23 protein-coding genes are annotated in these 26,245 nt (G+C 65.9%); 10 read left to right on the top strand and 13 right to left on the bottom strand.

Annotated elements, in window-relative coordinates; genetic code table 11:
* The 4 genes from virB11 (at nucleotide 1) to M3P36_RS04760 (ending at nucleotide 5,072) form a co-directional block, all read left to right on the top strand.
* The gene (gene virB11 / locus M3P36_RS04775; protein ID WP_249702113.1) at nucleotides 1-1,023 is read left to right on the top strand and encodes a P-type DNA transfer ATPase VirB11; all 1,023 of its coding nucleotides are present in this window, start codon (nucleotides 1-3) and stop codon (nucleotides 1,021-1,023) included.
* On the top strand, nucleotides 1,020-3,182 hold the full coding sequence (locus tag M3P36_RS04770; protein ID WP_249702112.1) for an RNA degradosome polyphosphate kinase: 2,163 nt from the start codon (nucleotides 1,020-1,022) through the stop codon (nucleotides 3,180-3,182). The genes virB11 and M3P36_RS04770 overlap by 4 nt, the downstream gene beginning before the upstream one ends.
* Nucleotides 3,179-4,693 carry a Ppx/GppA phosphatase family protein gene (locus M3P36_RS04765; RefSeq protein WP_249702111.1) on the top strand — a complete coding sequence of 505 codons (1,515 nt, stop codon included), beginning with the start codon at nucleotides 3,179-3,181 and terminating at the stop codon, nucleotides 4,691-4,693. The genes M3P36_RS04770 and M3P36_RS04765 overlap by 4 nt, the downstream gene beginning before the upstream one ends.
* Nucleotides 4,694-4,793: 100 nt before the next feature.
* A complete protein-coding gene (locus tag M3P36_RS04760; protein WP_249702110.1) occupies nucleotides 4,794-5,072 on the top strand; it encodes a hypothetical protein in 279 nt (92 codons plus the stop codon).
* Here the strand turns inward: M3P36_RS04760 and M3P36_RS04755 are convergent.
* Nucleotides 5,069-5,635: a nuclear transport factor 2 family protein gene (locus M3P36_RS04755; protein WP_249702109.1), complete on the bottom strand. Its 567-nt coding sequence runs from the start codon at nucleotides 5,633-5,635 to the stop codon at nucleotides 5,069-5,071. The genes M3P36_RS04760 and M3P36_RS04755 overlap by 4 nt on opposite strands.
* A gap of 80 nt (nucleotides 5,636-5,715) precedes the next feature.
* Between M3P36_RS04755 and M3P36_RS04750 the strand changes: the two genes are divergently transcribed.
* Together M3P36_RS04750 and M3P36_RS04745 are read left to right on the top strand one after the other, a co-directional pair.
* Nucleotides 5,716-7,125, top strand: coding sequence for a carotenoid oxygenase family protein (locus tag M3P36_RS04750; RefSeq protein WP_249702108.1), 1,410 nt, complete (start codon nucleotides 5,716-5,718; stop codon nucleotides 7,123-7,125).
* 14 nt (nucleotides 7,126-7,139) lie between these two features.
* A complete protein-coding gene (locus M3P36_RS04745; RefSeq protein ID WP_249702107.1) occupies nucleotides 7,140-7,463 on the top strand; it encodes a TraR/DksA family transcriptional regulator in 324 nt (107 codons plus the stop codon).
* A gap of 27 nt (nucleotides 7,464-7,490) precedes the next feature.
* Here the strand turns inward: M3P36_RS04745 and M3P36_RS04740 are convergent, their stop codons facing one another.
* The 5 genes from M3P36_RS04740 to M3P36_RS04720 all read right to left on the bottom strand — a co-directional run bounded on the left by M3P36_RS04740 (nucleotide 7,491) and on the right by M3P36_RS04720 (nucleotide 13,360).
* Nucleotides 7,491-7,724 (bottom strand): hypothetical protein, encoded by a 234-nt coding sequence (locus M3P36_RS04740; protein WP_249702106.1) that lies wholly within the window; start codon nucleotides 7,722-7,724, stop codon nucleotides 7,491-7,493.
* 89 nt (nucleotides 7,725-7,813) lie between these two features.
* Entirely contained in the window at nucleotides 7,814-8,677 is an 864-nt protein-coding gene (locus tag M3P36_RS04735; RefSeq protein WP_249702105.1) for an alpha/beta hydrolase, read from the bottom strand.
* A complete protein-coding gene (locus tag M3P36_RS04730) occupies nucleotides 8,674-9,774 on the bottom strand; it encodes an NAD(P)-dependent alcohol dehydrogenase (protein WP_249702104.1) in 1,101 nt (366 codons plus the stop codon). Before M3P36_RS04730 ends, M3P36_RS04735 begins: the two co-directional genes overlap by 4 nt.
* The gene (locus M3P36_RS04725; protein ID WP_249702103.1) at nucleotides 9,771-11,234 is read right to left on the bottom strand and encodes an aldehyde dehydrogenase family protein; all 1,464 of its coding nucleotides are present in this window, start codon (nucleotides 11,232-11,234) and stop codon (nucleotides 9,771-9,773) included. Before M3P36_RS04725 ends, M3P36_RS04730 begins: the two co-directional genes overlap by 4 nt.
* Before the next feature lie 104 nt (nucleotides 11,235-11,338).
* Nucleotides 11,339-13,360, bottom strand: a complete 2,022-nt coding sequence (locus tag M3P36_RS04720) for a TonB-dependent receptor (protein WP_249702102.1) — start codon at nucleotides 13,358-13,360, stop codon at nucleotides 11,339-11,341.
* A 127-nt stretch (nucleotides 13,361-13,487) separates the two neighbouring features.
* Between M3P36_RS04720 and M3P36_RS04715 the strand changes: the two genes are divergently transcribed.
* On the top strand, nucleotides 13,488-14,051 hold the full coding sequence (locus M3P36_RS04715) for a nuclear transport factor 2 family protein (protein ID WP_249702101.1): 564 nt from the start codon (nucleotides 13,488-13,490) through the stop codon (nucleotides 14,049-14,051).
* A gap of 2 nt (nucleotides 14,052-14,053) precedes the next feature.
* Nucleotides 14,054-16,219 (top strand): outer membrane protein assembly factor BamB family protein, encoded by a 2,166-nt coding sequence (locus M3P36_RS04710; protein WP_249702100.1) that lies wholly within the window; start codon nucleotides 14,054-14,056, stop codon nucleotides 16,217-16,219.
* Between the two features lie 12 nt (nucleotides 16,220-16,231).
* Here the strand turns inward: M3P36_RS04710 and M3P36_RS04705 are convergent, their stop codons facing one another.
* From M3P36_RS04705 to M3P36_RS04690, 4 genes are all read right to left on the bottom strand, one after another.
* The gene (locus M3P36_RS04705; protein WP_249702099.1) at nucleotides 16,232-16,387 is read right to left on the bottom strand and encodes a hypothetical protein; all 156 of its coding nucleotides are present in this window, start codon (nucleotides 16,385-16,387) and stop codon (nucleotides 16,232-16,234) included.
* A 327-nt stretch (nucleotides 16,388-16,714) separates the two neighbouring features.
* Nucleotides 16,715-18,181, bottom strand: a complete 1,467-nt coding sequence (locus M3P36_RS04700) for an aldehyde dehydrogenase (protein ID WP_249702098.1) — start codon at nucleotides 18,179-18,181, stop codon at nucleotides 16,715-16,717.
* Between the two features lie 28 nt (nucleotides 18,182-18,209).
* Complete coding sequence (locus M3P36_RS04695; RefSeq protein WP_249702097.1) at nucleotides 18,210-20,408, bottom strand: PQQ-dependent dehydrogenase, methanol/ethanol family; 2,199 nt, start codon at nucleotides 20,406-20,408, stop codon at nucleotides 18,210-18,212.
* Nucleotides 20,409-20,419: 11 nt separating this feature from the next.
* Nucleotides 20,420-21,334: an SDR family oxidoreductase gene (locus M3P36_RS04690; RefSeq protein WP_249702096.1), complete on the bottom strand. Its 915-nt coding sequence runs from the start codon at nucleotides 21,332-21,334 to the stop codon at nucleotides 20,420-20,422.
* 73 nt (nucleotides 21,335-21,407) lie between these two features.
* On the opposite strand from M3P36_RS04690, the gene M3P36_RS04685 reads away from it, so the two are divergent.
* Both M3P36_RS04685 and M3P36_RS04680 read left to right on the top strand, forming a co-directional pair.
* The gene (locus tag M3P36_RS04685; protein ID WP_249702095.1) at nucleotides 21,408-21,905 is read left to right on the top strand and encodes a nuclear transport factor 2 family protein; all 498 of its coding nucleotides are present in this window, start codon (nucleotides 21,408-21,410) and stop codon (nucleotides 21,903-21,905) included.
* Nucleotides 21,906-22,076: 171 nt separating this feature from the next.
* Nucleotides 22,077-23,654, top strand: a complete 1,578-nt coding sequence (locus M3P36_RS04680; protein WP_249702094.1) for a tannase/feruloyl esterase family alpha/beta hydrolase — start codon at nucleotides 22,077-22,079, stop codon at nucleotides 23,652-23,654.
* Nucleotides 23,655-23,721: 67 nt separating this feature from the next.
* On the opposite strand, the gene M3P36_RS04675 is transcribed toward M3P36_RS04680, so the two are convergent.
* Genes M3P36_RS04675 through M3P36_RS04665 form a run of 3 tightly spaced genes read right to left on the bottom strand, consistent with a single transcriptional unit; the run spans nucleotide 23,722 to nucleotide 26,245 of the window.
* Nucleotides 23,722-24,252: a hypothetical protein gene (locus M3P36_RS04675; protein ID WP_249702093.1), complete on the bottom strand. Its 531-nt coding sequence runs from the start codon at nucleotides 24,250-24,252 to the stop codon at nucleotides 23,722-23,724.
* A complete protein-coding gene (locus M3P36_RS04670) occupies nucleotides 24,249-24,689 on the bottom strand; it encodes a c-type cytochrome (RefSeq protein ID WP_249702092.1) in 441 nt (146 codons plus the stop codon). The genes M3P36_RS04675 and M3P36_RS04670 overlap by 4 nt, the downstream gene beginning before the upstream one ends.
* Nucleotides 24,686-26,245, bottom strand: coding sequence for an FAD-binding oxidoreductase (locus tag M3P36_RS04665; protein ID WP_249702091.1), 1,560 nt, complete (start codon nucleotides 26,243-26,245; stop codon nucleotides 24,686-24,688). Before M3P36_RS04665 ends, M3P36_RS04670 begins: the two co-directional genes overlap by 4 nt.

Below are 26,245 nucleotides of genomic sequence, written 5' to 3'. Positions count from 1 at the left end.
ATGCCCGCCGAGATACACCAGCTGGGTGACCCGCAATTGCCCGATCCCATCGTGACCACCGCTGCGCCTCCTGCCAGCGGGTCGGTCTATCTCGACGCCTATCTCGCGCCGTTCCGCCAGTGGCTGGACCGCGACACGGTGACCGAGATTCTGGTCAACCGCCCGGGCGAGATCTGGGTAGAGGATGCAGCGCACCCCGGTATGCAACGCGTGGCCGCGCCGCAGGTTGACGACAAGCTGGTGCAACGGCTGGCAGAACAGGTGGCGCGCGTCAGCCACCAGGGTATCAACCGCGAACACCCCCTGCTGGGCGCGACCCTGCCCGATGGTGCACGCGTGCAGTTCTGCGGACCGCCCGCAACCCGCAAGCACTGGGCCATGGCCATCCGCCGCCACCGTCGGCTGGACCTGCCACTCGATGCCTATGACGCAGGGCCATTGGCCGGCAAGCTGGAGCCCGACCTGCCCGATCCGCAGGCCGAGCCCGTCGCCTTCCTGCGCGCCGCCATCAAGGCACGGCTGACGATCCTGATTTCAGGCGGCACCTCCACCGGCAAGACCACTTTCCTCAACGCCATGCTGGGCGAAATCCCGCGCGAGGAGCGCGTGGTGCTGGTGGAAGACACCCCCGAACTGCGCCTGCCCGGGGCCAACGGCGTGGGGCTGGTGGCGGTCAAGGGCGAACTGGGCGAGGCCAAGGTCACCGCCAACGAACTGCTGCAATCGGCGCTGCGCCTGCGTCCCGACCGTATCGTGCTGGGGGAACTGCGCGGGGCAGAAAGCGTATCCTTCCTGCGCGCAATCAACACCGGCCACCCTGGCAGCTTTTCCACCATCCACGCCAACAGCTTGCGTGGCGCGCTGGAGCAATTGAGCCTCATGGTCATGCAGACCGGCATCGGCCTGACCCGCAGCGACACCATCGCCTATGCCGCCAGCGTGATCGACGTGATCGTCCAGCTGGATCGCAACAACGGCCGTCGCGGCATCAGCGCGATTTCGCGGGCGCGGGACCTGGCATGATGTCCACTCTCCAGCAGGACCAGGCAACCGATTTCGCCAGCCCCGAAGCGCGCTATTTCAACCGCGAGATGAGCTGGCTGTCGTTCAACGAGCGGGTCCTGGCCGAAGCCCGCAACCCGGCCTATCCGCTGCTCGAACGGCTGCGCTTCCTGTCGATCGCGGGCAGCAACATGGACGAGTTCGCCATGATCCGCATGGCCGGGCTGGTGGGCCAGGTGCGCAGCCGCGTCACCACTCTGTCGATTGACGGCAAGACCCCGAGCCAGCAGCTTTCCGCCATCGCCGCGCGCCTGCGCCAGCTTGAAACGATGCAGCAGGCCGCGCTGGAAGAACTGCGCCCGCTGCTCGCCGGGCAGGGCATCCACATCAAGGGCGGAGACCTTGCGGACGAGCGTGCCGAGGCCTGGTTGAAGCAGTATTTCCTCGACCACATCGTGCCCGTCCTCACCCCCCAGGCGATCGATCCGGCCCATCCCTTCCCCTTTGTCGCCAACCAGGGGATCGGCGCGCTGTTCAACCTGGAACGCAAGGAAGACGGCAGCCGCCTGGTGGAAATGGTGCTGATCCCCGGCGCCCTGCCGCGCTTCATCCGCGTGCCGCAGGAGATGACGGACGACGGCGTGATCTATGTCGCGACAGAGCGGCTGGTCGTGCGCTTTGCCCCGCTGATGTTCCCCGGCTTCACCATCCGTGGCGACGGCGTATTCCGAGTGCTGCGCGACAGCGACATCGAGGTGGAGGAAGAGGCAGAAGACCTGGTGCGCGAATTCCGCAGCGCCATCCAGCGCCGGCGGCGCGGCCAGGTCATCATGCTGGAGCTGGACGAGAGCTTCGATCCCGAGGCCGAGGAATTGCTGCGCGAGAAGCTGGGCCTGGGCGAGGCCTTCGTCACCAAGACGCTGGGCATGATCGGCATCGGCGGGTTGGCCGCCGTGGTGGGCGAGGACCGGCCCGAGCTCAAGTTCGTCCCCTATACCCCGCGCTATCCCGAACGGGTGATGGAACACGATGGCGATTGCTTCGCCGCGATCCGCGAGAAGGATATCGTGATCCACCACCCTTACGAGAGTTTCGAAGTGGTGGTCGATTTCCTGCGCCAGGCAGCAGCGGACCCGGCCGTGGTGTCGATCAAGCAGACGCTCTATCGCGCGGGCAACCAGTCGCCGGTAATCGCAGCGCTGATCGAAGCCGCCGAAGCGGCCAAGTCGGTTACCGCCGTGGTGGAACTGAAAGCCCGGTTTGACGAGGAGCAGAACCTCAAGTGGGCGGGCGAGCTGGAGCGCGCCGGCGTCCAGGTGATCTACGGCTTCATCGACTGGAAGACCCACGCCAAGATGAGCATGGTCGTGCGGGCGGAGGAAGGCGGCTACCGTACCTATTGCCACTTCGGCACCGGCAACTACCACCCGATAACCACGCGCATCTATACCGACCTGTCGTTCTTCACCGCCGATCCCGCCTTCGGGCGCGATGCCGCGCGCCTGTTCAACTTCATCACCGGATATGTCGAACCCCAGGGGACCGAGCGGATTGCCATTTCACCATTGAACCTGCGCGAGCGCCTGTACGAACACATCGACGCCGAAATCGCCAATGCCCGCGCGGGCGATCCGGCTGAAATCTGGGTCAAGGTCAACTCGCTGACCGAAAAAGGCATGATCGATCGCCTCTACGATGCCAGCCAGGCGGGTGTGCGGGTGGTGCTGGTGATACGCGGCATATGCTGCCTGCGCCCCGGCGTGCCCGGCCTGTCGGACAATATCACGGTCAAATCGATCATCGGTCGCTTCCTCGAACACAGCCGCATCTGGGCCTTCGGCAACGGTGCGCCGCTGCCGGGCGACCAGGCGATCATCTATATCTCCAGTGCCGACGCGATGAGCCGCAACTTGAACCGCCGGGTCGAAACGCTGGTCCCGCTGACCAATGCCACGGTACATGACCAGGTGCTGGAACAGGTGCTGCTGGCCAACCTGCTCGATACCGAACAAAGCTGGCTGCTCGATGGCGAAACGGGGGAATACGAGCGGGTCGAGGATGACGGTGAGCCGTTCAACTGCCACGAATATTTCATGACCAATCCATCGCTTTCCGGCCGTGGCGGCGCGCTGAAGGATAGCCGCGTACCGCGCCTCACCCTGCGCAAGGGCGGCATGTGACCCGCAGCAATGGCGGCCGCAGCCGCGCGCCGGGTGCCGACCGGCCCGACCGGGCCGTGATCGACATCGGCTCCAACACCGTGCGCCTCGTGGTCTATACCGGCTCGCCGCGGGCGCCAGCCGTATGGCTGAACGAGAAAGTGACTGCCCGGCTTGGGCGTGAACTGGCGTCCACCGGCAGGATGCCCGACAAGGCAATGGCCCTGGCGCTGACCGGCCTTGCCCGCTTCGCCATGATCCTGGCCGACCTGGAAGTGGCCGACGTGCAATGCGTGGCAACGGCCGCCGTGCGCGATGCGGCCAACGGGCCGGAATTCCTCGACCGCGTGCGTGCCCTGGGCCTCGATCCGCGGCTGCTGTCGGGCGAGGAGGAAGCGCACTATTCCGCCATGGGCGTGGTCGGCGCCTTTCCCGGCGGCGAAGGCGTGGTGGCCGATCTTGGCGGCGGCAGCCTCGAACTGGTGGCCATCGGCCAGGGCCGCGTCCACGGCGGGGCGAGCCTGCCGCTCGGCACCCTGCGCCTGCCGCCCTTGCGCGACAAGGGCGAGGCGGCGTTCCGCAAGGCCGTGGTGCGCGAGCTGGACGCCGCCGGATTGAACGGTCAGAGCTCCGGCCCGCTCTATCTGGTTGGCGGCACCTGGCGGGCCCTGGCGAGCTACGCCATGCACCGCGACAAGTACCCGCTGAGCGATCCGCATTCTTTCCGGCTCGGCAACGAGGATGCGCTGAAGCTGGTGGGCAAGCTGGCCGCCCTGCCGCCGGAGGAGCCGCAGTCGCTCGACGGGGTACCCAACAGCCGTGCATCCGGCCTGCCCGATGCGGCGGCCATGTTGCAGGTGATGATCGAGACGCTGGGTACCAGTGGCCTCGTCATCTCGGCCTGGGGCCTGCGCGAGGGGCTGCTGTTCGAACGGCTGGAGCCCGCCGCGCGCGAGGCCGATCCGCTGATCGCCGCCGTGTCCCATTTCACCGCCCCGCGTGGCGGTTCGCTGAGCGGCGCGACCATGATGGCGGGCTGGACTTCCAGCGTTGTCTCGCCGCTCGGCAACGGCAGCGAGCGGCTGCGGCTGGCCGCCGCACTGCTGACCAAGGCTCAGACGCGGGTGGAGCCAAACATGCGGCTCAAGCATTCGTTCGACTGGGCTATGGACAAGCGCTGGATCGGCATCGACCATCGCGGCCGTGCACTGATCGGCGCGGCCTTGCGCGGGGCCTGTTCACGGCCCGAACCGACATCGGACCTGCTACGTCTCGCCAGCCCGGAAGAGCTGCGCGAAGCCGCCGGCTGGGGCCTGGCCTTCCGCCTGTGCCGCCGGATCGGGGCGGGAACGCGCGCCTCGATGCTCACCAGCCGCCTGCAGCGCGAAGACGGCAAGCTGGTCCTGTGGCTCGACCAGAGCCGCGCACAACTGGCATCCGACCATGTCGTCTCCGATCTCGGCAAGCTAGCCGACTGGCTGGGATGCACTCCTGAACTGCGCGTGGGCGAACGCAGTGCAGCAGGGTCATGAGTAGTTTGACAGTTTTGTGACGATAACGCGCAAGCCTTGCGATGGCGGCGCGAAAGCCCTTGTGTGAAAAAAATAGCATGACAGGGGAGCAGGTTTTTCCATGACCAAGGCAGACGAACAGGCCGACCGGCCGCAGGCCGAACCAAAGGCCGAACAGCAGGCCCAGCCACCCGCCCCGCTGGATCAGGATGCGCTTGGCCTGAAGGAACTGGCGCAGGCCATCCTTGACCGCAAGTTCCGCCCTCGTGTGGCTTCGGTCCGCCGCCTGGCCGAGGCGGTTCTCGCCAAAGGCCAGGGGAAGAAGAAGGCGCGCAAGGGCGAGAAGAAAGTCCGCAAGCTCGCCACCATTCCGGGCCAGAAGGGCCGGAAAAAGGCCTAGAACGGATCGCCCGTCTGCTCGTCGAACGGGCGGGTATCGGCGGGCGGCATGGTATAGGGCGGGCGCTGCGGCAGGGTGCGGTCGCCCTTCCACGGCACCTGGTCGGTCTCGGTCCAGGCATTGACCGTCAGGCGCCAGAACTTCCACCGCCCGTCTTCCCTGACCAGCCGGTCATCGCGCGTGCCGATGCCGAACACGAAGTTGTTCTTGTAATCGGCGTTCCACTGCAGGATCTGGAAAAAGCAGCGCACCCGCGCACCTTCGGGGTGGGGATCCATGATGAAGTGGTTCATCATGTGCTGGCGACCGTACCACCAGTGTTGCCGGTCGTACCACAGCTTGCGCAGGTTCTCGCGGATGGCATCGTGGCCGCGCACCTTGCCCTGCCAAAGGTGGTCGAATTCGGCATCGCGGGCGAAAGTGGCGATGGCCTGTTCCTCATCCGCCAGGTCGATGCCCCAGGCATAGCGCGCGTAAAGCTCTGTGATCTCTCCGCGATCGTCGGCCGGCATGATCTGCGGCACACCGTCCGGCCAGCAGGGCCCATGGCTGGTTGAAGTCATCTTCCTTTGTCTCCCGTCAAATGCCCGCTTGAACTGTGGGGCTAATGGCTCACATTGACCCTATCAAAAGGGAGAGAGCAATGCCGGAACTTTTTCATCCATTCGCCAGCTTCGCGCTGCAGAAGCGCATGCCGATGCGGTTCGAGGCCGATGTCTTCGAATGCGAAGTGGAAGGCGAGATCCCCGAAGCCCTGCGCAACGGGGCCTATTACCGCACCGGCGGTGACCGGCTGTACCCCACGCTGGAAGACGACATCATTTTAAACGGCGACGGCATGTTCTCGATGTTCAAGTTCGAGGACGGTCACGTTTCCTATCGCAGCCGCTATGTGAAGACCGACCGGCTGAAGGCCGAAATGGCCGCGCGGCGGCGGCTCTACGGCACCTATCGCAACAAGCACACCGATGACGAGAGCGTATCCAACCTGCCCAACCGCGACAACACCGGCAATACCTATGCCTTTGCCCACCACGGCGAGCTGTTCGCCCTGCGCGAGGACAGCCGCCCCTACCGGCTCGATCCCGACACACTGGAAACGCTGGATGTGGGCGAGTTCGGCGCGCTAAAATCGACCGCGCTCACCGCCCATCCGAAGATTGATCCCGTCACCGGCGAATGGTGGAGCTATGGCGTGTTTGCCGCAGGCGAACCGACGACCGACGCCAGCCTCCACGTGTTCGACAAAGACGGGAAACTGGTGCGCGAACAGTGGTTCCACACCCCCTACCCCGGCCTCAGCCACGATTGGGGCATCACCCGCGAACATATCGTCCTGCCGATCATGCCGCTGGTGGCCAGCGAAGCGCGGCTGCGCAGCGGCGGGGCCTATTACGAATATGATCCCGACCTGCCCAGCAAGTGGGGCGTCATGCCGCGTGACGGCGATCCGGCGCGCGACATGCGCTGGTTCGATATTCCGGGCATCGTGATGGGCCACGTAATGAATGCCTATACCGAAGGCAGCAAGGTGATCATCGACACGCCGTGCAGCCCGGGCAACTGCTTCAGCTTCTTCAAGGACAAGCATGGCAACCTGCCTGCCATGCCGGAAACGATCACCCGGATCACCCGCATCACCTTCGACCTTTCCAAGCCCGATGCCGAGGCGGTGACGCTGGAGCCGGTCACCGGCGCACTGGGCGACATGCCCAAGATCGACGACCGCTTTGCCATGCAAAAGTACCGCTTCGGCTATTTCGCCCTGCGCGATTTCCCGCAGATGGGGATCGGCCAGATCGACTGGGCAACGGGCGCGATGAAGGTCCACGAATTGCAGGGTGCCGCGAGCCAGGAACCGGTCTTCGTGCCACGCACGCCCGATGCACCCGAAGGTGACGGCTACCTGCTGGTCGCGGTCGACCGCATGGCGGAAAAGCGCATGGACCTGCTCATCCTCGACGGGAACGACGTATCGCGCCCGCCACTCGCTACGATCAAACTGCCATTCGGGCAGCCGATGTGTTTCCATGGCTGCTGGGTTGCAGCCTGAAGGAGTTATGTGAAATGACCGATCATTCTGCCGCCAAAGCCACGCTCGAAGCGCAACTGGCCGAACTCGAAGCACGGCTCGCCAATATCGAGCGCGACCTGGCCGAGCCGGCCGATCCCGACTGGGAAGAACGCGCCGTGCAGCTGGAGGACGACGATTCGCTCGATGGACAGGCGGTCAACGCCCGCAACACCATCGCCTCTGTCCGCCGTGCGCTCGACCGGATTGCGGACGGAACCTATGGCGAATGCGTCAGCTGCGGAAAACAAGTCGCCCCGGGCCGGCTGGAAGCGCGGCCCGAGGCGGCTTTGTGCATAGATTGTGCCAGCCGGGACTAGTGTCCCGGCCGCACTATCGCGGCAAACTCAGTTATCGCCTTCGGCGCTAGCATCGGCCGGTTCAACACCGATAACGGGAACGTCGATCGTGCGTTCCTCGGTGCCGACGACCACTTCGGGAACATCGACGTTATATTCGGGCAGGTTGCCGCCTTCGACCGAAACTTCGGGCATTTCGCCTTCTTCGGTCTGCTCAACGTCGCAGGCCGAAAGCCCGATGAGCGCGATGCCGGCGGCAGCCGAGGTGATGAGTTTGCGCAATGTCCGTCTCCTTGTTTGTTCAAGGAGCAAAACGGTGGCGCGTCGCTGGCGTTCCCGCAGCGATCATATTTTCACCACATTTTCGTCCATCAGCCCGTAACGCGCCGCACAAACCCGGCGATCATGCGCTCCACCTCGCGCTGGTCGGACCCCACGCTGAGCGCCGGTGACAGGTGGTTGTGGCCGGTGAGGAACTGCATTTCGGGGTAGCGCCCCTTTGTCTGCGTCCACTGGGTGACGACCTGTGCGGCCTGGCGGTGGAAATCGTCGGGATCGAACTCAGCGACCGAAAACTGCATCGGCACGTCGCTCGCCAGCAGGCCCGCCATGCATGATGCCGGACCCCAGCCCTTGCGGTCATCGCCATAATAGGCCTCGGCAAAGTGGTTGGGTTCGGCGGTCAGGGTATCGTAAATGCCGCTCATCAGCACCGCGCCCGCCGTGCCCATGGCATGGTCGCGGCGGTGGGCGAGATAGCCTGCGACATGGGTCGCCCCGGCAGACTGGCCCGCCAGCACGATCCGCTTGGGATCGCCGCCATGCGCTGCCACATTGGCGCGTAGCCAGTCCATCACCAGCGCCAGGTCGTCCGGGCCGGAAGGGAAGCGGTTGGCGGGCGCGAGGCGGTAGGTCACCGTCACACCGACAAAGCCGTGGCGCGCTGCAAAATCGCCCATGTTGGAATAGAACGGCGATCCTTCGGTGTGCTTGTCGCCCATGACGAACCCGCCGCCGTGGACAAACACGAACACCGGCGCTTGCGACAGCCCGTCGCGGTTGAACAGGTCGAGCCGGTGGCGTTCGTCCGGGCCATAGGACAGGTCGCGCTGCACGCGGGTGGCCGCCGCCATGCCCCGGCTCATGCTGGCCATCAGGCCTTGCGTCCCGCCCAGCATGGCGGGCGACAGCGCAGTGCCGAAGCTTTCGAGCTGGGCGCGGATATCGGGGGTCATTGCGGTTTCTCCATCAGCAGTACCGGCTTGATCGCCGTGCCCGCATGGGCATCGGCAAAGGCGCGGTCGATCTCGGCAAAGGGGTAGAATGTCAGCATCCGGTCGAACGGCAGGCGTCCCTGGCGCCAGTATTCGGCCAGCAGCGGCAGGAAGGTCTGCGGGTTGGCATCGCCGCCCAGGATACCGCGCAACTGCTTGCCGCCCGCCAACATGGGGAACATTGGCGGGCTGAACGGGCCGTGGGGTGCGGCCACGAACCCGGCGGTGCCGTTCATCGCCAGCACTTCTAGCGCCAGCGCGTGGACGGCGGGGACATTGGTGGTGTTGAAAGTGAACTGCACTCCGCGCCCGGTAAGCCCCCGGATCTTCGCGGCGATATCATCCTCGTCGCCCATGATGCAGTCGGTCGCGCCGAACTCGCGCGCCAGTTCCAGCCGCTCGGCCGACAAGTCCACCGCCACGATGCGCTTTGCACCCACCAGTTTGGCCGCCATCACCGCGGAAAGGCCGACGCCGCCCGTACCGAAAATAGCCACGGTATCGCCGAAGCCGACCTTGAGCGCCTCGATAATCCCGCCAGCGCCGGTCACCACGCCGCAGCCCAGCGGACCGAGCATTTCGAGCGGCAGGCTCTTGTCCATCTTCACCGCCGTGCGCACCGGCGCGATCGAATGGCTGGCAAAGCTCGACTGGCCGAAGAAGTGCGAATGGACGGGTCCACTATCGCCCGCCAGCGCAGTCGATCCGTCCAGCCGCTTGCCGCCGAAGCACAGCGGCATGGCAAGGTCGCAATAGGTCGGGCGGCCCGCCAGGCAACTGGGGCAGCGCCCGCAGGAATTGCCGCTGAGGATCACGTGGTCACCCACGTCGAACCCGCTAACCCCCTCGCCCAGCTTGTCCACCACGCCCGCGCCTTCATGGCCCAGCACGATGGGTTGCGGGCTATGCCTGCCCGGATGTTCGTGCAGGTCGGTGTGGCAAATGCCGGTGGCGACGAGGCGAATGCGCATTTCGCCGGCGCGCGGTTCTTCCTGTTCCAGTTCGACCAGTTCGGGAGCGGGTCCGCCGTGGCCGGACAATGCTGCGGTGATCTTCATTTGGGCGCTCCCGTCTTTGGCCCAAGATGATGGTCATCCTGGATGTCGGCCACCGGCCCGGTCTGGGTCAGCAGGCTCTTGCGGCGCAGGAACCGGCGGATGGACTCCGGCCCGATGCGCGGGCTGCCATAGCCGGACCAGCCGAAACTGTCGGACCCGAAAGTACGCATCTTGGCGAAGGTCAGGAAGGTATCGTTGAGGAAAATCCCACCCGCATTGATCCGCTTGCCGATGGCCTTGGCCTCCTCGGCAGTTCCGGCAATAACGCTGGCGGTGAGGCCGAAATGGGTGTCGTTGGCCAGCCGGATCGCTTCCTCCACATCGCCATAGGCCATGACCGGAATGCAGGGACCGAAGGTTTCGTCCTGCATGATCTCCATCTCGTGGTTTACGCCGGTCAGCACGGTGGGCCGCAGGTAGAGCCCGCCGCCGAGTTCCTCAACTTCGCCGCCGGTCAGCACTGTCGCGCCCTTCGCTTTCGCGTCCGCGATATGGCGCATCACGATGTCGGCCTGCGGGGCGAAGGTGAACGGCCCGATAAGCCCGGCGCGCGGATTGTCGGCATTGAGGCGCACCTTCTCGGCCTTGTCCACCAGCAGGGCGACGAATTCGTCGTGCACGCTGGCGTGCACATAGACCCGCTCGACCGAATAGCACACCTGCCCGGTCGCATAGACCGCGCCGCGCAGCACGGCCGTGGCGGCACGGTCCAGATCGGCACTTTCGGTGACGATGCAGGGATCCTTGCCGCCCAGTTCCAGGTTGCACGGGATCAGCCGCTCGGCACAGGCCACGGCCACCTTGCGGCCCGTGGGGACAGAGCCGGTGAAACAGATCGTGTCGGCCTGGCCGATCACCGCCTGGCCGATGTCGCCCGCGCCCGTGACATAGTCGAACACAGCAGCCAGTTCAGGCACCTGCCGCACGGTCTCGAACAGTGCCTCGATCACCCGCGGCGTCACTTCGCTGGGCTTGAGCAGCACGGCGGAGCCGGCGAACAGCGCGGGCACGGCATCGAGCAGAGCCAGCATCAACGGCGCGTTCCACGGGCTGATCACGCCCACCAGCGGATAGGCGACGACCTGCGATTCCACCTCCACCGTGGGCATCGAGGTGCTCATGGATTGCCATTCGAGCGCGGCGAAAGCCTTGGGTGCATCTTCCAGCCAGCCGCCGATATTGCCCATGGTTATGAACCCCTGGACATAGCTGGTGTGGCAGCCGCCGGTATCGACCGCGTCGGCCTCGCCGATGGCCATGGCCTGGGCCTTCACTGCGCCCAGCCAGCGCGCCATCACCGCGCACCGCCCGCCCACGCCCATGGCTTCCCAGCCGCGCTGGTTTTCGCGCAAGACTGCGGCCTTGGCGGCGACTTCTTCCGCCGTGGCCAGCGTGATCGTGTGGTCGGCACTGCCGGTGCGCGGATTGCGCACAGCCAGCGTGGCGGCGGTGGTTGCCATCATTCTCTCCCTTGTTGCCGACCGGTGATAGCCGCCTGCCTCAGGCCTGCAACAGGGGAGCGGTGAAACGTGACTAAAAGCCGTAGCCCCAGAAGCCGTAGCCCCTAGAACCCGTAACGCAGCCCCAGCCAGAAGGTCTGCGGCACGCCCATGTCCATCGATCCGCCCTGGTTACGGGTGATGATCGTTTCGTCGAACAGGTTTTCCACCCGCGCCACGGCTGACAGGCGGCCGCTGACCGGGATCTGCCCGAACAGGTCCACCGTGGTGGCAGAGGGGAGCAGATCGGTTTCCAGGTCATCCTCGAACTGGCCCGACACGTGGCGCAGCGTGGCGGCGAAACGCGTGCCGTCGGTACCGGTATAGCTCGCGCCCAGACTGCCCGCGAAAGTCGGCGTCTGCGACGGACGGTTGCCGGTGAGGTTGGCAGCCGCGCCCGATCCGCGCACTTCGGAATCGGTCAGCGCCAGGCTGGCATCCACACCCCACGGCCCGCGCTGCAGCGAGGAGCTGAATTCCACCCCGCGCGACTGCACGGCATCGACATTCTGCCGTTCGCGCAGGTTGTTGGCTACGGTGACGTTGGCAATCGCGTTCTTCACCTTGTTGTCGAACACGGTCACGCCGAAAGTCAGGCCCGGATCGACCGCAAAGTCGATCCCCGCCTCATATCCCCGCAGCCGTTCCGGCCGCAGCGCCGCATTGGCCTGGGTGGTGACGGGGAACACCGCGAAGGGACGATACAGTTCATTCAGGGTCGGCAGGCGCAGGCCGGTATAGGCAGCGGCGCGCAGGGTGACCGCCTCGTTCGCCTCGACCAGCGCGCCAGCACGCCAGGTCACTTCCCAGTCCGAACGGTCGGCAAAGGTATTGTCAGTCACCACGGTGCCCGCCGCATTGATCGCGCGGTAATAGCCGTCCGCGATCGAATAGCGGTCGGCACGCAGGCCGCCGGTCAGGGTCAGGGCGCCCAGTTCGATGTCATTCTCGGCATAGAAGCCGAAGTTCTCGTTCACGCCGCCGGCAAAGCGTTCCTGCGTGCGTGCGCCGGTTGCGGCGTTGTAGGCATCCTCGAACAGGTTGCCCTCGCTGCGGCGCCAGTCGGCACCCAGGCGCAGGGTCATCACATCGCCTACCGGCGGGCGCACCTCGATCTTGCCGCCCTGGCCTTCTGCCGGGGTGTTCTTCTGGTCGAGCGCGCGATTGAAAGTGTTGGAGGAGATGACCACGTTGGAGAAATTGCGCCACTGGGCATAGGCCAGCGCATCGACCTGCCACGGCCCGCGGCTGACCACGCGCAGGCTCACATCCTGCCCTTCGCTGGTGTTGTCGGCCCCGGCAAAGCGCAGTGTGCGCTGGTCATCGAAAGCCAGGCCGCGGAGCTGCACTTCCAGCCCGCCAAGCTGCTGCACCAGCCGCCCGCTGACCGACCACGATTCGTAGCCCGCCCGCACAGAGGCAGGCACGCGCTGGTCCACAGGCGTGGTCCAGAATCCCTGGCCCCGGTCCCACCGACCGCTGAGCGAAGCAAAACCGTTGCCCACATTGGGGGCAAGGCTGGCGCTGATCTCGGTATCCTCGCGCTGGTTGGCCAGCACTTGCCCGGTGAACAGGCCGAGCGCATCGGCGCCTGCACTTTCCAGTTCGATCGTGCCTGCCAATGCCCCCGAACCGAACGGCCCCGAGCCGCCGCCACGCGTCACCCGGATCAGTTCCAGCCGTTCAGGTGCCAGCGCGCTCAGCGGCACATGGCCGAAAAACGGATCGAGCATTGGCACGCCGTCGAGCAGCACCAGCGCGCGGCTGCTCGCATTGCCGCCCAGTGCGCGCAAGGTCACGCCCTGCGCCGTGGGGTTGGAGCTGCGGCTGTCCGACCGGCGGAACTGCTGGAAGCCCGCCACATTGGACAGGGCGTCCTCCAGTCGGCCCGATGCCGCTGTCACCAGCTGGTCGCGCGTCACCTCGACCGTGGAATAGGCCGTTACCGCCGGGGTTGCTTCCAGCCCGCCGCCGAGCACGACAATCGTATTCTCGTCATCCAGCACAGCATCCTGGGCCAAGGCGGGAAACGCAGTCAGCGCGGCAACAATCAAGGGGGCGGCGCTGGCGAGGAGGGGGGATTTCATGGGCAATCTCTCGGGTCTGCGGAACTGGGCAAGCGGCTTGAAGTTGACTTTGTCCGGCGCGCAATAGCGACTTCGGCTTGCCCTGTCACCCCGCCTTTGGCAGGTTGCCGGATCAAGGGAGGGATTCATGCGATTTTTGACACTTGTGGCGGCTGCCCTGTTGCTGGCGGGATGCAATATCGTGGTCGAGGACGATCCCGACGCCCAGCCTGCCGCTACCGGAGAGAACACCATGTCAGCCACTACGCCGATGGTCCCTGCCGACCACGCCCCCCTGCTCGCCAGCACCGACCCGCGCCTCGCCGCCAACAAGCGGCTGGTCTATGACATGTATCGCGTGGTGCTGCAGGCAGGCCTGGCCGACCGCGCGGGCGAATTCATCCGCGAGGACTACATCCAGCACAACCCGATGGCAGCCCAGGGCCTGGCGGGCGTGCAGGACTATATCCGCAACACGCGGCCCGAACGCCCGATCCTCGACAAGCTCGAACTGCCGATGATCAACATCATGGCCGAGGGCGATTTCGTCACCATCGCCTTCGTCCGCCCGGAAACCGGCCCCGATGGAGAAACCTACTACTCCACCTGGTTCGACCTGTTCCGCATCCAGGACGGCAAGATCGCCGAGCATTGGGACCCGATGCTCAAGACCGACACGCCGATCGACCCCAACGACAAGCGGATCGACTGACCGTGCGCATCGGCAAATGGGCCATCGGCTGCGCCCTTGCAGCGCTGGCCCTGTCGCAGGCGGGCGCGCAGGAGGCTGCCCCGTTCGAGCCCGTCACCGATGCCGAAATCCAGCAGCCGGACCCGGCTGACTGGCTGAGCTGGCGGCGTACGCTGGATAGCTGGGGCCATTCGCCGCTGACCCAGATCGACCGCGGCAATGTCGGCACCCTGCGCATGGTCTGGGCGCGGCCGCTGCCGCCGGGGCACCAGGAAGGCACGCCGCTGGTCCACGACGGGGTGATCTATTTCCCCGGCCCCAGCGACGTGATCGAGGCGATCGATGCGCGGTCCGGTCAGCTCCTGTGGCAATACCGCCGGCAATTGCCCGAGGATATCGGCCAGTACCTTCCGGTCTATGACACCAACCGCAACCTCGCCATCTATGGCGACAGGATCATCGGGCAGTCGGCCGACAACTTCCTCTATGCGCTCGATGCCCGCACCGGCGAACTGGTGTGGGAAACGAAGATCGCCGACTATTCGAGCGGGGCAAAGATCAGCTCCGGCCCGATCATTGCCGATGGCCTCGCCATCACCGGCAGAAGCTGCGAGCCCGAGGGCGGCCCCGATGCCTGCGTGATCGTGGCACACGATGCCGTGACCGGCGCGGAGCGCTGGCGCACCTCGATCATCGCGCGGGGCGACGATCCAAACGATGCATCATGGGGCGGGCTTCCGCTGGAACAACGCCAGCAGGTCGGCGCGTGGATGATCGCCAGCTACGATCCGGAACTCAAGCTGATCTACATGGGCACCAGCGTCTCCGCGCCCGCGCCCAAGATCAGCCTTGCAGGTGTCGAGCACGACTACCTCTATCACAATTCCACCCTGGCGCTGGACGTGGCGACGGGGGAAATCCGCTGGCATTACCAGCACATGGTCGATCACTGGGATCTCGACCATCCCTTCGCCCGCATGCTGGTGGACCAGCAGGTCGCGCCCGATCCCGCCGCCGTGGCGTGGATGGCGCCCGATATCGAACAGGGACGCACCTATCGCACCGTCACCGGTATTCCCGGCAAGCCCGGCATAGTCACCACGCTGGACCGCGAAACGGGGCGCTTCCTGTGGGCGCGGCCGACCGTGCGCCAGACGGTGATCGAGCGGATTGACGGGGTGACGGGCCGCGCCCATCTCAATCCCGCCAGCGTGCCGCACGAATATGGCACGGTCCACGAGGTCTGCCCCGGCCCCACCGGCGGGGCGAACTACATGACCGGCAGCTACAGCCCGCTCACCCAGACGCTGTTCCTGCCGCTCGCCAACCTTTGCGCACAAATGACTGCAGTGGACCCGGCCAACAGCCCGGGCGTCTATGGCATGAGCCAGCAGATCTCGATCGTGCCCGAGGTCGAAGGCCTGCTCGGCAGCCTGTTCGCGGTCGATGCGGTGACCGGCGAAACGCGGTGGGAACACCGCCAGCGCGCTGGCTTTCAGTCGCTCATCACCACCGGCGGCGGACTGGTGTTTGCAGGTGACGCAGGCGGCTGGTTCATGGCGCTGGACCAGGCTACGGGCGAGGAGCTGTGGGCGATGAACTTGGGGTCCACGGTCAGCGGCTATCCCGCCAGCTTTGCGGTGGATGGCCAGCAATATGTCGCCGCCTCCACCGGGCGCTGGCTGTCGGATGCCTTCACCCCCGAACTGACCCACGGCACGCAAAACACGCTGTTCGTCTTCGCCCTGCCGGAGGCGGGGATCGGCGCACGGGGGCCGACGCGAGCCTTCCGCAGCAATGCACGAGGAGCGGGCTTTGACGATCCGGCGCTGGCCCAGGGCTTCACCCGCAGTGCCTCTGCCGGTGTGTTCAGCGCGGCACAGGCGATGGAGGGCCGCGGCGTCTACATGCGCGCCTGCGCCGCCTGCCACGGGGTGGATTTCCAGCCTGCGCCGGGATCGCCGGTGGTGAAGGGCGCGGCCTTCATGGCCAACTGGCGGGGCAAATCGGTGGGCGAGCTGTTCGCCTATACCCGCCAGACCATGCCGGTGGGCATGGGCGGATCGCTGCCCGATGCACAATATGTGGCAGCGATTGCCTACCTGCTCAGCGAAAACGGTTTTCCGGCAGGCGACACGCCGCTCGATTCCGATGAAGCATTATTGCGTTCGATCGGGATCGAGAGCTGACGTTCTTTCCGGTCAGTCCACCATCGTGGCGACCAGCTGGCGCAGTTCAGCCGTGCTGAGGCGCGAGGCGCAATGCTGTTCGCCGATGGCAGTGGCACGGGGCGGGATGCCCGCAATGGATTGCGGGAAGGTGCGGCGCAGGGCGCTCGCGATAGTCTGAATTGTCATGGTATTCCTCTGCGGGCGGCGCCTCGCGCCTGCCCTGATTAAAAGTCAAAGTCCGAAGTTCCCGGCCTTGCGCCCATTGGATGATCCGGCGCGGACAGTGTCGCGCGGTTCAAATCAGGTTGCGTAGGTGGCGGGAAAGTCGGGCCGGTCGTTCAGACCGGCAGCGATTCCATGGCGACGAAAATTCGGGCGCCGGGATATCGGTTGAAAGAAATGTAGGAGCGAGGCGCACAAATACAAGGGGCTCGGCCGGCCCGTCTATCGTCGCGCGATTTCAACAGCGGCGGGGGCAGGCCGGGAATGGCCGCCCCCGCATCCGTGCAAGGTTCAGGCAGGCGCGCCGTCGAGCAGGATGGTCTTGGTCTCCGTGTAGGCCCAGACGCCCTCGTCCCCGCCTTCGCGGCCGATGCCCGATTTCTTGTAGCCGCCGAACGGCGCGGTCCATTCCATGCGCATGCCGTTCTGGCCCACCACGCCGGTCCGCACGCGGCGGGCGATGTCGTAGGCGGCCTGCGGATCACTGGTCAGCACGCTGCCGTTGAGGCCGAAGTCGCTCTCGTTGGCGATGCGGATCGCGTCTTCCTCGTCCTCTGCCGGGATCAGGCACAGGACCGGGCCGAAGATTTCCTCCTGCGCGATCTTGCTGCGGTTATCGACATTGGCGAACAGTGTGGGCTCGATGTAATAGCCCTTGTTCATATGCGCCGGACGCCCGCCGCCGGTGATGAGGTCCGCGCCCGACTGGCGGCCTGCCTCGATATACATCTCCACCCGGTCCAACTGGCGCTTCATGGCGAGCGGGCCAAGCTGGGTGTCGGCAGCTTCCGGATGGCCGATCTTCACCCCCTGCATGACGCGGGCGATGGCTTCGGCCAGCTCGTCATGCCGCGCCCGGGGCACGATGGCGCGGCTGAGCATGGCGCAGACCTGTCCGCTCATCACGGTAATGGTATTGCCGAGGATGCCGGCGGCTGCCTCGATGGGGAAATCGTCGCGGATGATCGCCGCGCTCTTGCCGCCCAGTTCCAGCGTGCAGCGGGTCAGCTTGGACCCGCAGACGCTGGCGATGTGCATGCCCGCCGCGCTGGAGCCGGTGAAAGTCACCTTGTCGATGCCGGTGCTGTGGACCAGGTGGTCGGCCGCCTCGCGATCGCTCGGCACCAGGTTGACCGTGCCCGGCGGCAGGCCAGCCGCTTCGGCTGCTTCGGCCAGGATATAGGCCTCCAGCGGGGTTTCGGGGCTGGGCTTCATGATTACCGGGCAACCGGCGATCAGGGCATAGAACACCTTGTTGGCCATGATCGGGAACGGTCCGTTCCACGGCGCGATGGCGGCGACAACGCCCACCGGCTCGCGCAGGATACACACGGTATCCACCGCCATGCCGGGGCGGCGTTCCTCCCACTGGAACCGCTCGCCCAAAGACGCGATGCCGCGCAGGCCCATCACCGAACCGCCGTGCATCGGCCCTGCGGCAGAGGCGAGACCGCCGATCTGCGCTGTCCAGGCAGCAGCCAGTTCGGGCACGCGCTTTTCCAGCTCGTCGATCATCTGCATCAGTTTTGCCTGCCGCTCCAGCGGGGGCGTAGTGGGCCATGGGCCGTTGTCGAACGCGGCGCGGGCGGCGGCCACGGCGCGGTCCATGTCCTCGTTATCGGCATGGGCCACGCGAGCGATTACTTCCTCGCTGGCGGGGTTCACCACTTCGATCTGGGCGGTGCCGTGGGGCTGCACCCATTCGCCGCCGATGAACAGCTTGTCGGGGTGTTTGATGTTCACGCCTTGGGGGGTCATGGTTCTCTCCTTGGAAATTCGACAGGCCTCAGAAATTCGACAATATGGTCAGGGCCTGGGTATCGAGCGGCAGGCCGCGCCGTTGCAGTTCGAGTTCGCGCCGCCGCAACTGGCCTTGCGTATCGATCAAGAAGGCGTGGATCGCCTTGACCTCATCGGGGCTCAAGCGGTCATCCCATTTCGGCATTCCGCGCGGCACCAGCAGGCCGCCAAGCACGATCTGTTCGAAGCCCGAATGTACCCCCTCGCTCATCCGCCGCAAGTCCGGCAGGGGCGCGCGCGGCTGGTTGGAATGGCAGATGGAGCAGTTGCCGGTGAACAGCCCGCTGCCCAGCGCAACCATTTCCGGCGTGGCATCGGCATATTGCGCGGGCGGCTCGGGCGCAGGTTCCAGCGCGGGGAGATCGGCCGGAATCGGTACTTCGCCGCCGCCCAGCCGGAAGACCAGCAGGCGGTTGGCATTGCCCTTGGAATAGGCGGCGGAATAGCCTGGGACGAAGCCCCAGCCGCCGCCGCCCCAGCCGGTCTGCACGGCGACATATTGCACGCCGTCCACCGCATAGGTCATCGGCGCGGCCATGATCGAGGAGCCGGTTTCCGCCCGCCACAGTTCCTCGCCCGTATCGGCATCGCGCGCAAACAGCGTGCCCGCCAGGTTGCCGTGGAACACGATCCCGCTCTGCGTGGCGAGCGCGCCGTGGCGATCCTGCCAGCCCAGCGAGGGGACAGCCCACTTGGTGGCGCCGGTCATCGGGTCGATGGCGCGCAGTTCGCTGGTGAACGGCTGGTCCTTGACCCACTGCCAGTGCGGATGGCTTTCCACCGCCTCGCGCACTGGCGGCGGCAGGGTAGGCGCAGCGGCCTCAAGATCGGGCGTAAACAGGATCGCCGCGCCTGCATTGAGGAAATTCACCTGCCGTTCGACAGCGTCAACCGGCCCCGGCAGCCACATGAGGTTGCCCATGTCGAGCACGTGGGCGAAATAGGTGTTGCGGGTGGGATCGTAGGCGGCAGGATACCAGTTCCTCGCGCCCGGCGAGCCGGGAAACACGATCTTGGGGCCGGTGGTATAGTCGGCCGCCGCCATGTTGAGGTTCGGTCGCTGGGTTTCGAGGTTCCAGCTATCCGCCCAGTTCACCCGCACGATGGGATTGGCGGCCAGTGCCCGGCCGGTTTCACGGTCGATCACGAAGAAGAAGCCGTTCTTGGGCGTGTGCAGCACGACGGGGCGCAGCTCGCCGTCCACTTCCATTTCGGCAAGGGTCATCGGCTGGGTGGCGGTGAGGTCCCAGTTGTCCTGCGGGGTTTCCTGGAAGTGCCAGTTCATGCGGCCCGTCTTGCGGTCCAGCGCCACCAGCGAATTCAAATAGAGGTTGTCGCCCCCGCCGGGCGAACGGATCGCCTGCGGGTATGGTCCGCCGTTGCCAGTGCCGATGATGACCTGGTCGAACACCGGATCATAGTTGATCGCATCCCACACCGTGCCACCGCCGCCGATATCCCAGCGCGTGTCCTCGCTCCAGGTCTCCAGCGCGGCGTCGAGTTCGGCGTGTTCCTGCGGGCCCTCTGCCGGATCGCGCGGTACGGTCCAGAAGCGCCATGCCTCGGCCCCGTTGGCGAGGTTATAGGCCGTGACGTAGCCGCGGGTATCGTATTCCGCCCCGGCATTGCCGATCACCACCACATCGCCCGCCACTTCGGGCGCGCCGGTCACGGTATAGGCGCGGGTCTTGTCTACCACGGTATCGACCGACCAGACGATGGCGCCGGTCGCGGCATCGAGCGCGTAAAGCTGCCCATCGAGCGCGGCGACCAGCACTTTCCCATCCGCGACAGCCAGCCCGCGATTGGCCCAGTCACAGCAGGCGGACCGCGCCACCTGCATGTCCATCTCGGGCACGAAGCTCCACAGTTCCTCGCCCGTGACGGCATTGAGCGCATAGACCCGGCCGAGGTTGCCGCTGGCGTACATTACCCCGTCGATCACCAGCGGTGTCGATTCCTGCACCCGCGCCGTGCCGAGGTCATATTCCCACGCCAGCCCTAGTTCGCCCACGTTGGCTGGCGTCAGCCCGTCCAGCCGCGAGAAATGGCTGCCCGCCCAATCGCCGCCGGTCGTCTCCCAGTTCTCGCCCGCACCATAGGTGGAGGTGTCCACCTCGGGCGCATCGGCCCCGCAGGCGGCCAGCGCCAGTGCGGCCAGCCCGATTGCCAGACGCTGCATCATTGCGGCCCGGATCATTGCGGCCATGTGTGCTGGAACTGCTCGAACACGCTGCGCAGGGAGCGCGGCTTCCTGCCGGTGATATTCTCGACATCCTGGCTCAGTACATCGAAGAACCCTTCGCGGATCGACTGGCCGAAGGTCACCATGCCTTCGCTCGCCCAGGGGATCGGACCATCGGGCACCACGTCCGATGCCTTGCGCGGCACACCCAGCGAATCGAAATAGAGGTACATGCCTTCATCATCGACATGCTGCAGGTCGATCGGCTTGCCCGCCATTTCGGCAATCAGCGCCACGGCTTCCGGCACCGACCACAGGTCCGGCCCGGTGATGTCATAGGCCTTGTTGCGATGCCCGTCCTGCGTCAGCACGCCGACCGCCGCTGCCACGCAATCGTCGCGGCTGACGATGGCGACCTTGCCGTGACCGGCGTTGTCGGGCTTGGTCCCCGCCATCAGCGCGGGGATCGCCATGGCCGTGGCCACGGCTTCGGCATAGAGGCTGTTGCGCAGGAAGGTGAAATCGGCGCCCGACTCGCGGATGAGCTGTTCGGTTTCGTAATGGTCCTTCTGCTCCACCCCCGGATGGTCCGCCAGCCCGCCGCCGACGACCGAGGTATAGACGATATGGTCCACGCCATTGGCCCGCGCCGCTTCCACCGCGGCGCGGTGTTGTTCGACCCGCGTGCCTACGCGCAAGGTGGAGATGAGCAGCATCTTTTCGCCGCCTTTCATTGCCGCCGCAAGCGATGCCGGATCGTCGAAATCGGCAAAGCGCACGTCCGCGCCCAGCGCCGCAAGGTCCGCCAGCTTGTCGGGCGTGCGGCTGAGGCACACTACGTCCTGCGGATTGCACAGGTCCAGCAACTGCCTGGCCGCTGCATGGCCGAATTGTCCGGACGCGCCGGTCACGATGATCTTGCCCAAGATTCCCTCTCCTCTTCTTGGCCGCGATACTAACGAGTGTTACGGTCGAGGCAACACAAGAGAGGGAGAGACCATGAGCAAACTGTCAATCGAAGACCGCCTGGGCTTGCAGGACCTGATCGCCGACTATTCCTGGGCGCTGGATACCGGCGATGCCGATGCCCTGGTCGAATGCTTCACCGAAGACTGCCTGATGAGCGAGGAAGTGTTCGATGATCCCGACATCTGGAACGGTCATGATGGCATCCGCGGGCTGATGAAGCACTATGCCAATGCCCCCGGCTTTTCCGGCCGCCAGCACCACGTGACCCAGGTGAAGTATTTCCCGCAAGCCGACGGATCGGTCCGCCTGAAAAGCTTCGCCTTCGTCACCGAATGCGAGGGCGAACCGCCCTACACGCTGCGCTTTGCCGGCTGGTACGATGACCATGCGGTCAAGAATGCGGAGGGCAAGTGGCGCTTCCAGACCCGCATCGTGCGGCTGTGGGACGGCGAAGTGCTGAAGAACTTCCCCGGCCGCGGCCAGTGGGTGCCGAGGAAGAGGCCGGATTCGCTGATTATCAAGCGCTAGTAGTCGCTGCGGAACAACAGGCCCTCCCCTAACCCCTCCCGCAGGCGGGAGGGGGATAGCACAGGCTGGTCGCTCCCCTCCCGCTTGCGGGAGGGGCCGGGGGTGGGTCTGTCCCGGCTTGCCGCGAGGCCAAACCCTCGTCAAAAGGACTCCCAAACAGGGAGAGACCACATGCACGCAAAAACCATCCTCGCCATTGGCGGTTCGCTCGCCGCGCTTGCCCTTTCCAGCCCGGCACTTGCCGCCTGCGAAGACCTGGCGGGGATGCGGATTGCCGATGGGCGGGTGGACAGCGCGCAGGTGGTCGATGCGGGCGGGTTTACCCCGCCTGCCAGCGGCATGGGACCGCCGCCGGGCGTGGCGGCATCGCCCTATGCCGATGTGCCGGCCTTCTGCCGCGTCCGGCTGACCCTCACCCCCTCCAGCGATTCCGACATCAAGAGCGAGGTCTGGCTGCCGCTCAACGGCTGGAACGGCAAATATGTCGGCGTAGGCAACGGCATCTGGGCGGGCACGATCTCGTTCACCGAGATGGGCCGCAACGTGGTGCGCAGCTATGCCACAGCGGCCACCGATACCGGCCACACCGGCAGCGGCATGACTGCCGAATGGGCCATCGGCCACCCGGAAAAGCTGGTCGATTTCGGCCACCGCGCGGTCCATGTCACCACGGTTGCCGCCAAGGCCGTGGTCGAGCAGTTTTATGGCCGCGCGCCGACGCAATCCTACTGGAGTTCATGCTCCACCGGCGGACGGCAGGGGCTGATGGCGGCATACCGCTATCCGAACGATTTTGACGCGATCAGCGCCATGGCCCCGGCCAACCCGATGACCGACCTGATGACGCAGAGCATGTGGCAGGGATGGCAGCCGCACCGCTTCGGCGTGCAGATCACCCCGGCGGTGCTGGGCCTGGTCAACAGCGCTGTCACCCGCCAGTGCGATGCGCTGGACGGGGTGGAGGATGGCCTGATCGCCAATCCCATGAAGTGCAGCTTCAACCCCGCCAGCCTGCAATGCGCGCCCGGCCAGACGGAAGGCTGCCTGAGCACCGGACAGGTCCAGGCAGTCGCCAATATCTACGGCGGCGTGCGGGCCAATGATGGCACGCTGCTGCTTCCGGGCTGGCCCTATTCCAGCGAAATGCAGCTGGCCGCGCTGGTCATGGGGCAGGAACCCTTCCCCGTGGCGATGAGCTATTTCCGCGACCTGGTGTACCAGGGCCGCACCGACTGGAACTGGCGCACCACCGATTATCGCGAATATACCAATGTGGGCCGCGAATATGGCGCCGACATCCTCAACGTGCCCGCTGACGGGCTGTCCGCCTTCTTCGCGCGCGGCGGCAAGCTGCTGCTCAGCCATGGCTGGGCCGACGGGCTGATCCCCGCGACCAACACGCTGGCCTTCCACCACGGGCTATACAACGCGCTGCCTGCGACACAGGCACAGAACCAGCTCCGCATGTTCTTTGCCCCGGGCATGGGCCACTGTTCGGGCGGCGACGGCCCCAGCGAGTTCGACGTGCTGGGCACGATCGACGACTGGGCGACGACCGGCAAGGCGCCCGATCGCATCCTCGCCACCCGTCCCACCCAGGGCGGCGGCGGCTTCGGTGCCCCTCCCGGCCCGCCCCGCGCACCGATGCAGCGCCCGCTGTGCGCCTGGCCGATGGAAGCGGTGTACGATGGTGTGGGGGATACCGCCGTGGCGGCCAGCTTCCAGTGCCGGGTTCCGGGGAGCGCATGAGGCAGGCCGGTCACCTGTGAGTCCTACCAAGTCACCCCGGGTGGTAGGGTGGTGGCGTAATTCCGCCCTACCCGCGCGGGACCAGCAGCCAGCCCAAGGCCATCTCGCGGTCGGTGAACCAGCCTCCACTGGCCGGTTCCGGCAGCACCTGGCCTTGCGGGTTGGCGGCCCAGGTGGCGAAAGCCTCGGCCCACATGCCGCCAGCGCCGACGGCCATGCGGGTGAGCGCGACGAGGCCGCTCTGGCAGGTGTTGCCGCTGCATCCCGCATCGTTGCCGCTGAGTTCGGCGGCCAGCACATAGCCCGCCTCTGCAGCGACATCGGCGATCAGCACCGCGTCGGCCTGGCGGGTTACGCCGGCGATCAGGGAGGGCGCGGTGGCGACGAGGTCGCGGGCGAAGCGGATCCTGTCGCCGTGGACTTCCATGCTCGCCCTGCCCGCAGCCGACCCGGCTTCGGCAAATCGGCGTCCGGCGGCCAGGCTGCCATCGTGGACCAGGCCGGTGTGGCTGCCGTGCTGCCAGCGCCAGCGGGCGAGGCCCGCCACGGTCGGCACGGCCAGCGCGCCTGCTATCATGGTACGGCGGGTAACTTTCATGGCGCGACTCCGTGCGGTCCTGCGGCCAGATATTCGGCAATCGCCTGCATCTGCTCGTCACTCACCTCGCCGCGCGGAATGGAGGGCATGTTGCCGATGCCGTTGCGTGCTGCGGTGACATAGAATGCGGCAGGCAGGCCGCTGCGCATTTCCAGCAGCGGCTCGGGCCGACCAGCGCGTTCGAGCAGGCCGGTGCCCATGCCGTTGGGGCCGTGGCACACCATGCAATGCTCGATATAGAGCGCCTCGCCGCCGGTGGCCGCGGGGCGCTTTGCCATGGTGATCGGCTGCGGCATCCCCGGCGGGGGACCGGCAGGCGGCGGAGTGGCCGGAGCGACATCCTGGAGGGCATCGGGCGCGTTCTGGGCGACAGCCACTCCCGCACATCCGGCCAGCACCAGCCCGGCCAGCGCGGTAAAGGCAACAGTCCTGCTCATGCTCCGCGCTCCCCTGAATAGGTACCCCAGATGCCGCTCTTGCCCGGGGCGATGATGCCGTTGGGGTCGAGCGCGTTCTTCACCTTCTCGTTCAACCGCCGCATCGCGCCGTTGTTGAAATCATAGCTGTCGGCAACCAGGTCCATATAGTCGAGATGGGTGCGGTATTCGCCATAGCCGTGCTCCTTCGCATCGGCCACCAGCGTGCGGAAGAACGGATCGACCTTGGCCATCATCGCCGGATCGTCCTTGTTGAACACCATGGCGTTGACATTGGTCAGGTGCCGCTCGCCAAAGGCGAAGCTGCCCTGGTAGTCCATGCCGTATTCCTGGTAGCGGGCATAGGTGCGGTTGAACTGGGCCAGCGCCGCATCGCCGTCCTGCGGGATGATGGGCGAAAAGCCGATATGCCCGCCGCGTCCGCCGTACCAGTTCACGTTCTGCATGGGGAAGGTCATCGGCGTGCCGGTCCAGCCGGTATATTCCAGCGGCTCGCCCCGGCGCCAGGTGGTCGGCTGGATGGCCATCGGCCTGGCATTGCCCATCGCGGTCTCAAGAATCTTGTAGGCCGCCTTGTTCACATCCTCGCGGCCATAGAGCCTGAGCGATACGCCCCACCAGCCGATGTTGAAGCGCTGGCGGATGGCGTCGATCACGTCATCGGTGATGGCACCGGGCTTGTCGGTCCAGTCGGTCCGGCGGGTGAGCACGGCGGCGGCGCGCATCCAGTTGCCGATGGAGGGGCTCTGGGTCAGCACCCGCTCGCGCCGCAACGGCGCGATGGTATCGACCATGACCTTCAGGTCTTCCGGCCGGTCGAATTCGACATCCATGCCCATCAGGCTTTCGGGCTCGGGCATCAGCCACATGCCCATCTTGGTGACGATGCCGAAGTTCGATTGCACGAACATCTGGTCCCACCCCGGCCCGAAGCCGAAGGGATAGGCCTGCCACGTCGGCGCATTGGTGAAAGCGCCCATGCCGGTGCGCACCAGGTCGCCATCGGGCATGACCACTTCCATGCCGCAGATGTTCTTCACATGCTCGCCATAGGGAGTGTAGCCGACCCCGCGATCGAGTGCGTTGCCCATCACACTGCCCCAGGAATTGCCGGGGGTGGACAGCCAGTAGGGCAGGTTGTTGCGCTGGATATAGTCGTACAGGTCATAGAACCCGACGCCCGGTTCCAGCACCACGGTGCCGAGTTCCGCATCGAACTCGATCTTCTTCATGCGCGACAGGTCGAGCACGACCGAGCCCGCCATCACCGGCGCGCTGCCGCCATAGCCCAGGTTCTTGCCGCGGCTGATGGGGAACAGCGGCAGGCGGTACTGGTTGGCGATCCGCACCACCGCCTGGACTTCCTCCACGCTTTCGCAGGCCACCGCGCCCGCCGGATGGTGCAGGCTGTCATCGACCGAGAACTTGTCCTGATAGGTCAGCCGGTCGAGGTCTTCGAAGAACACCTTGCTCGCACCCAGCACGGCCTCCAGCGCGCGGCGCGCCTGGTCCATCTTCTGCGTGGTGAAATCGGGAGGAAGGGGGATATCGGCCAT

It is taken from the genome of Altererythrobacter sp. KTW20L (assembly GCF_023501975.1).
Lineage (GTDB): Bacteria > Pseudomonadota > Alphaproteobacteria > Sphingomonadales > Sphingomonadaceae > Alteraurantiacibacter.
Note: the sequence above shows the minus strand (reverse complement) of the source record. Positions and strands in the feature narration are given on the sequence as shown.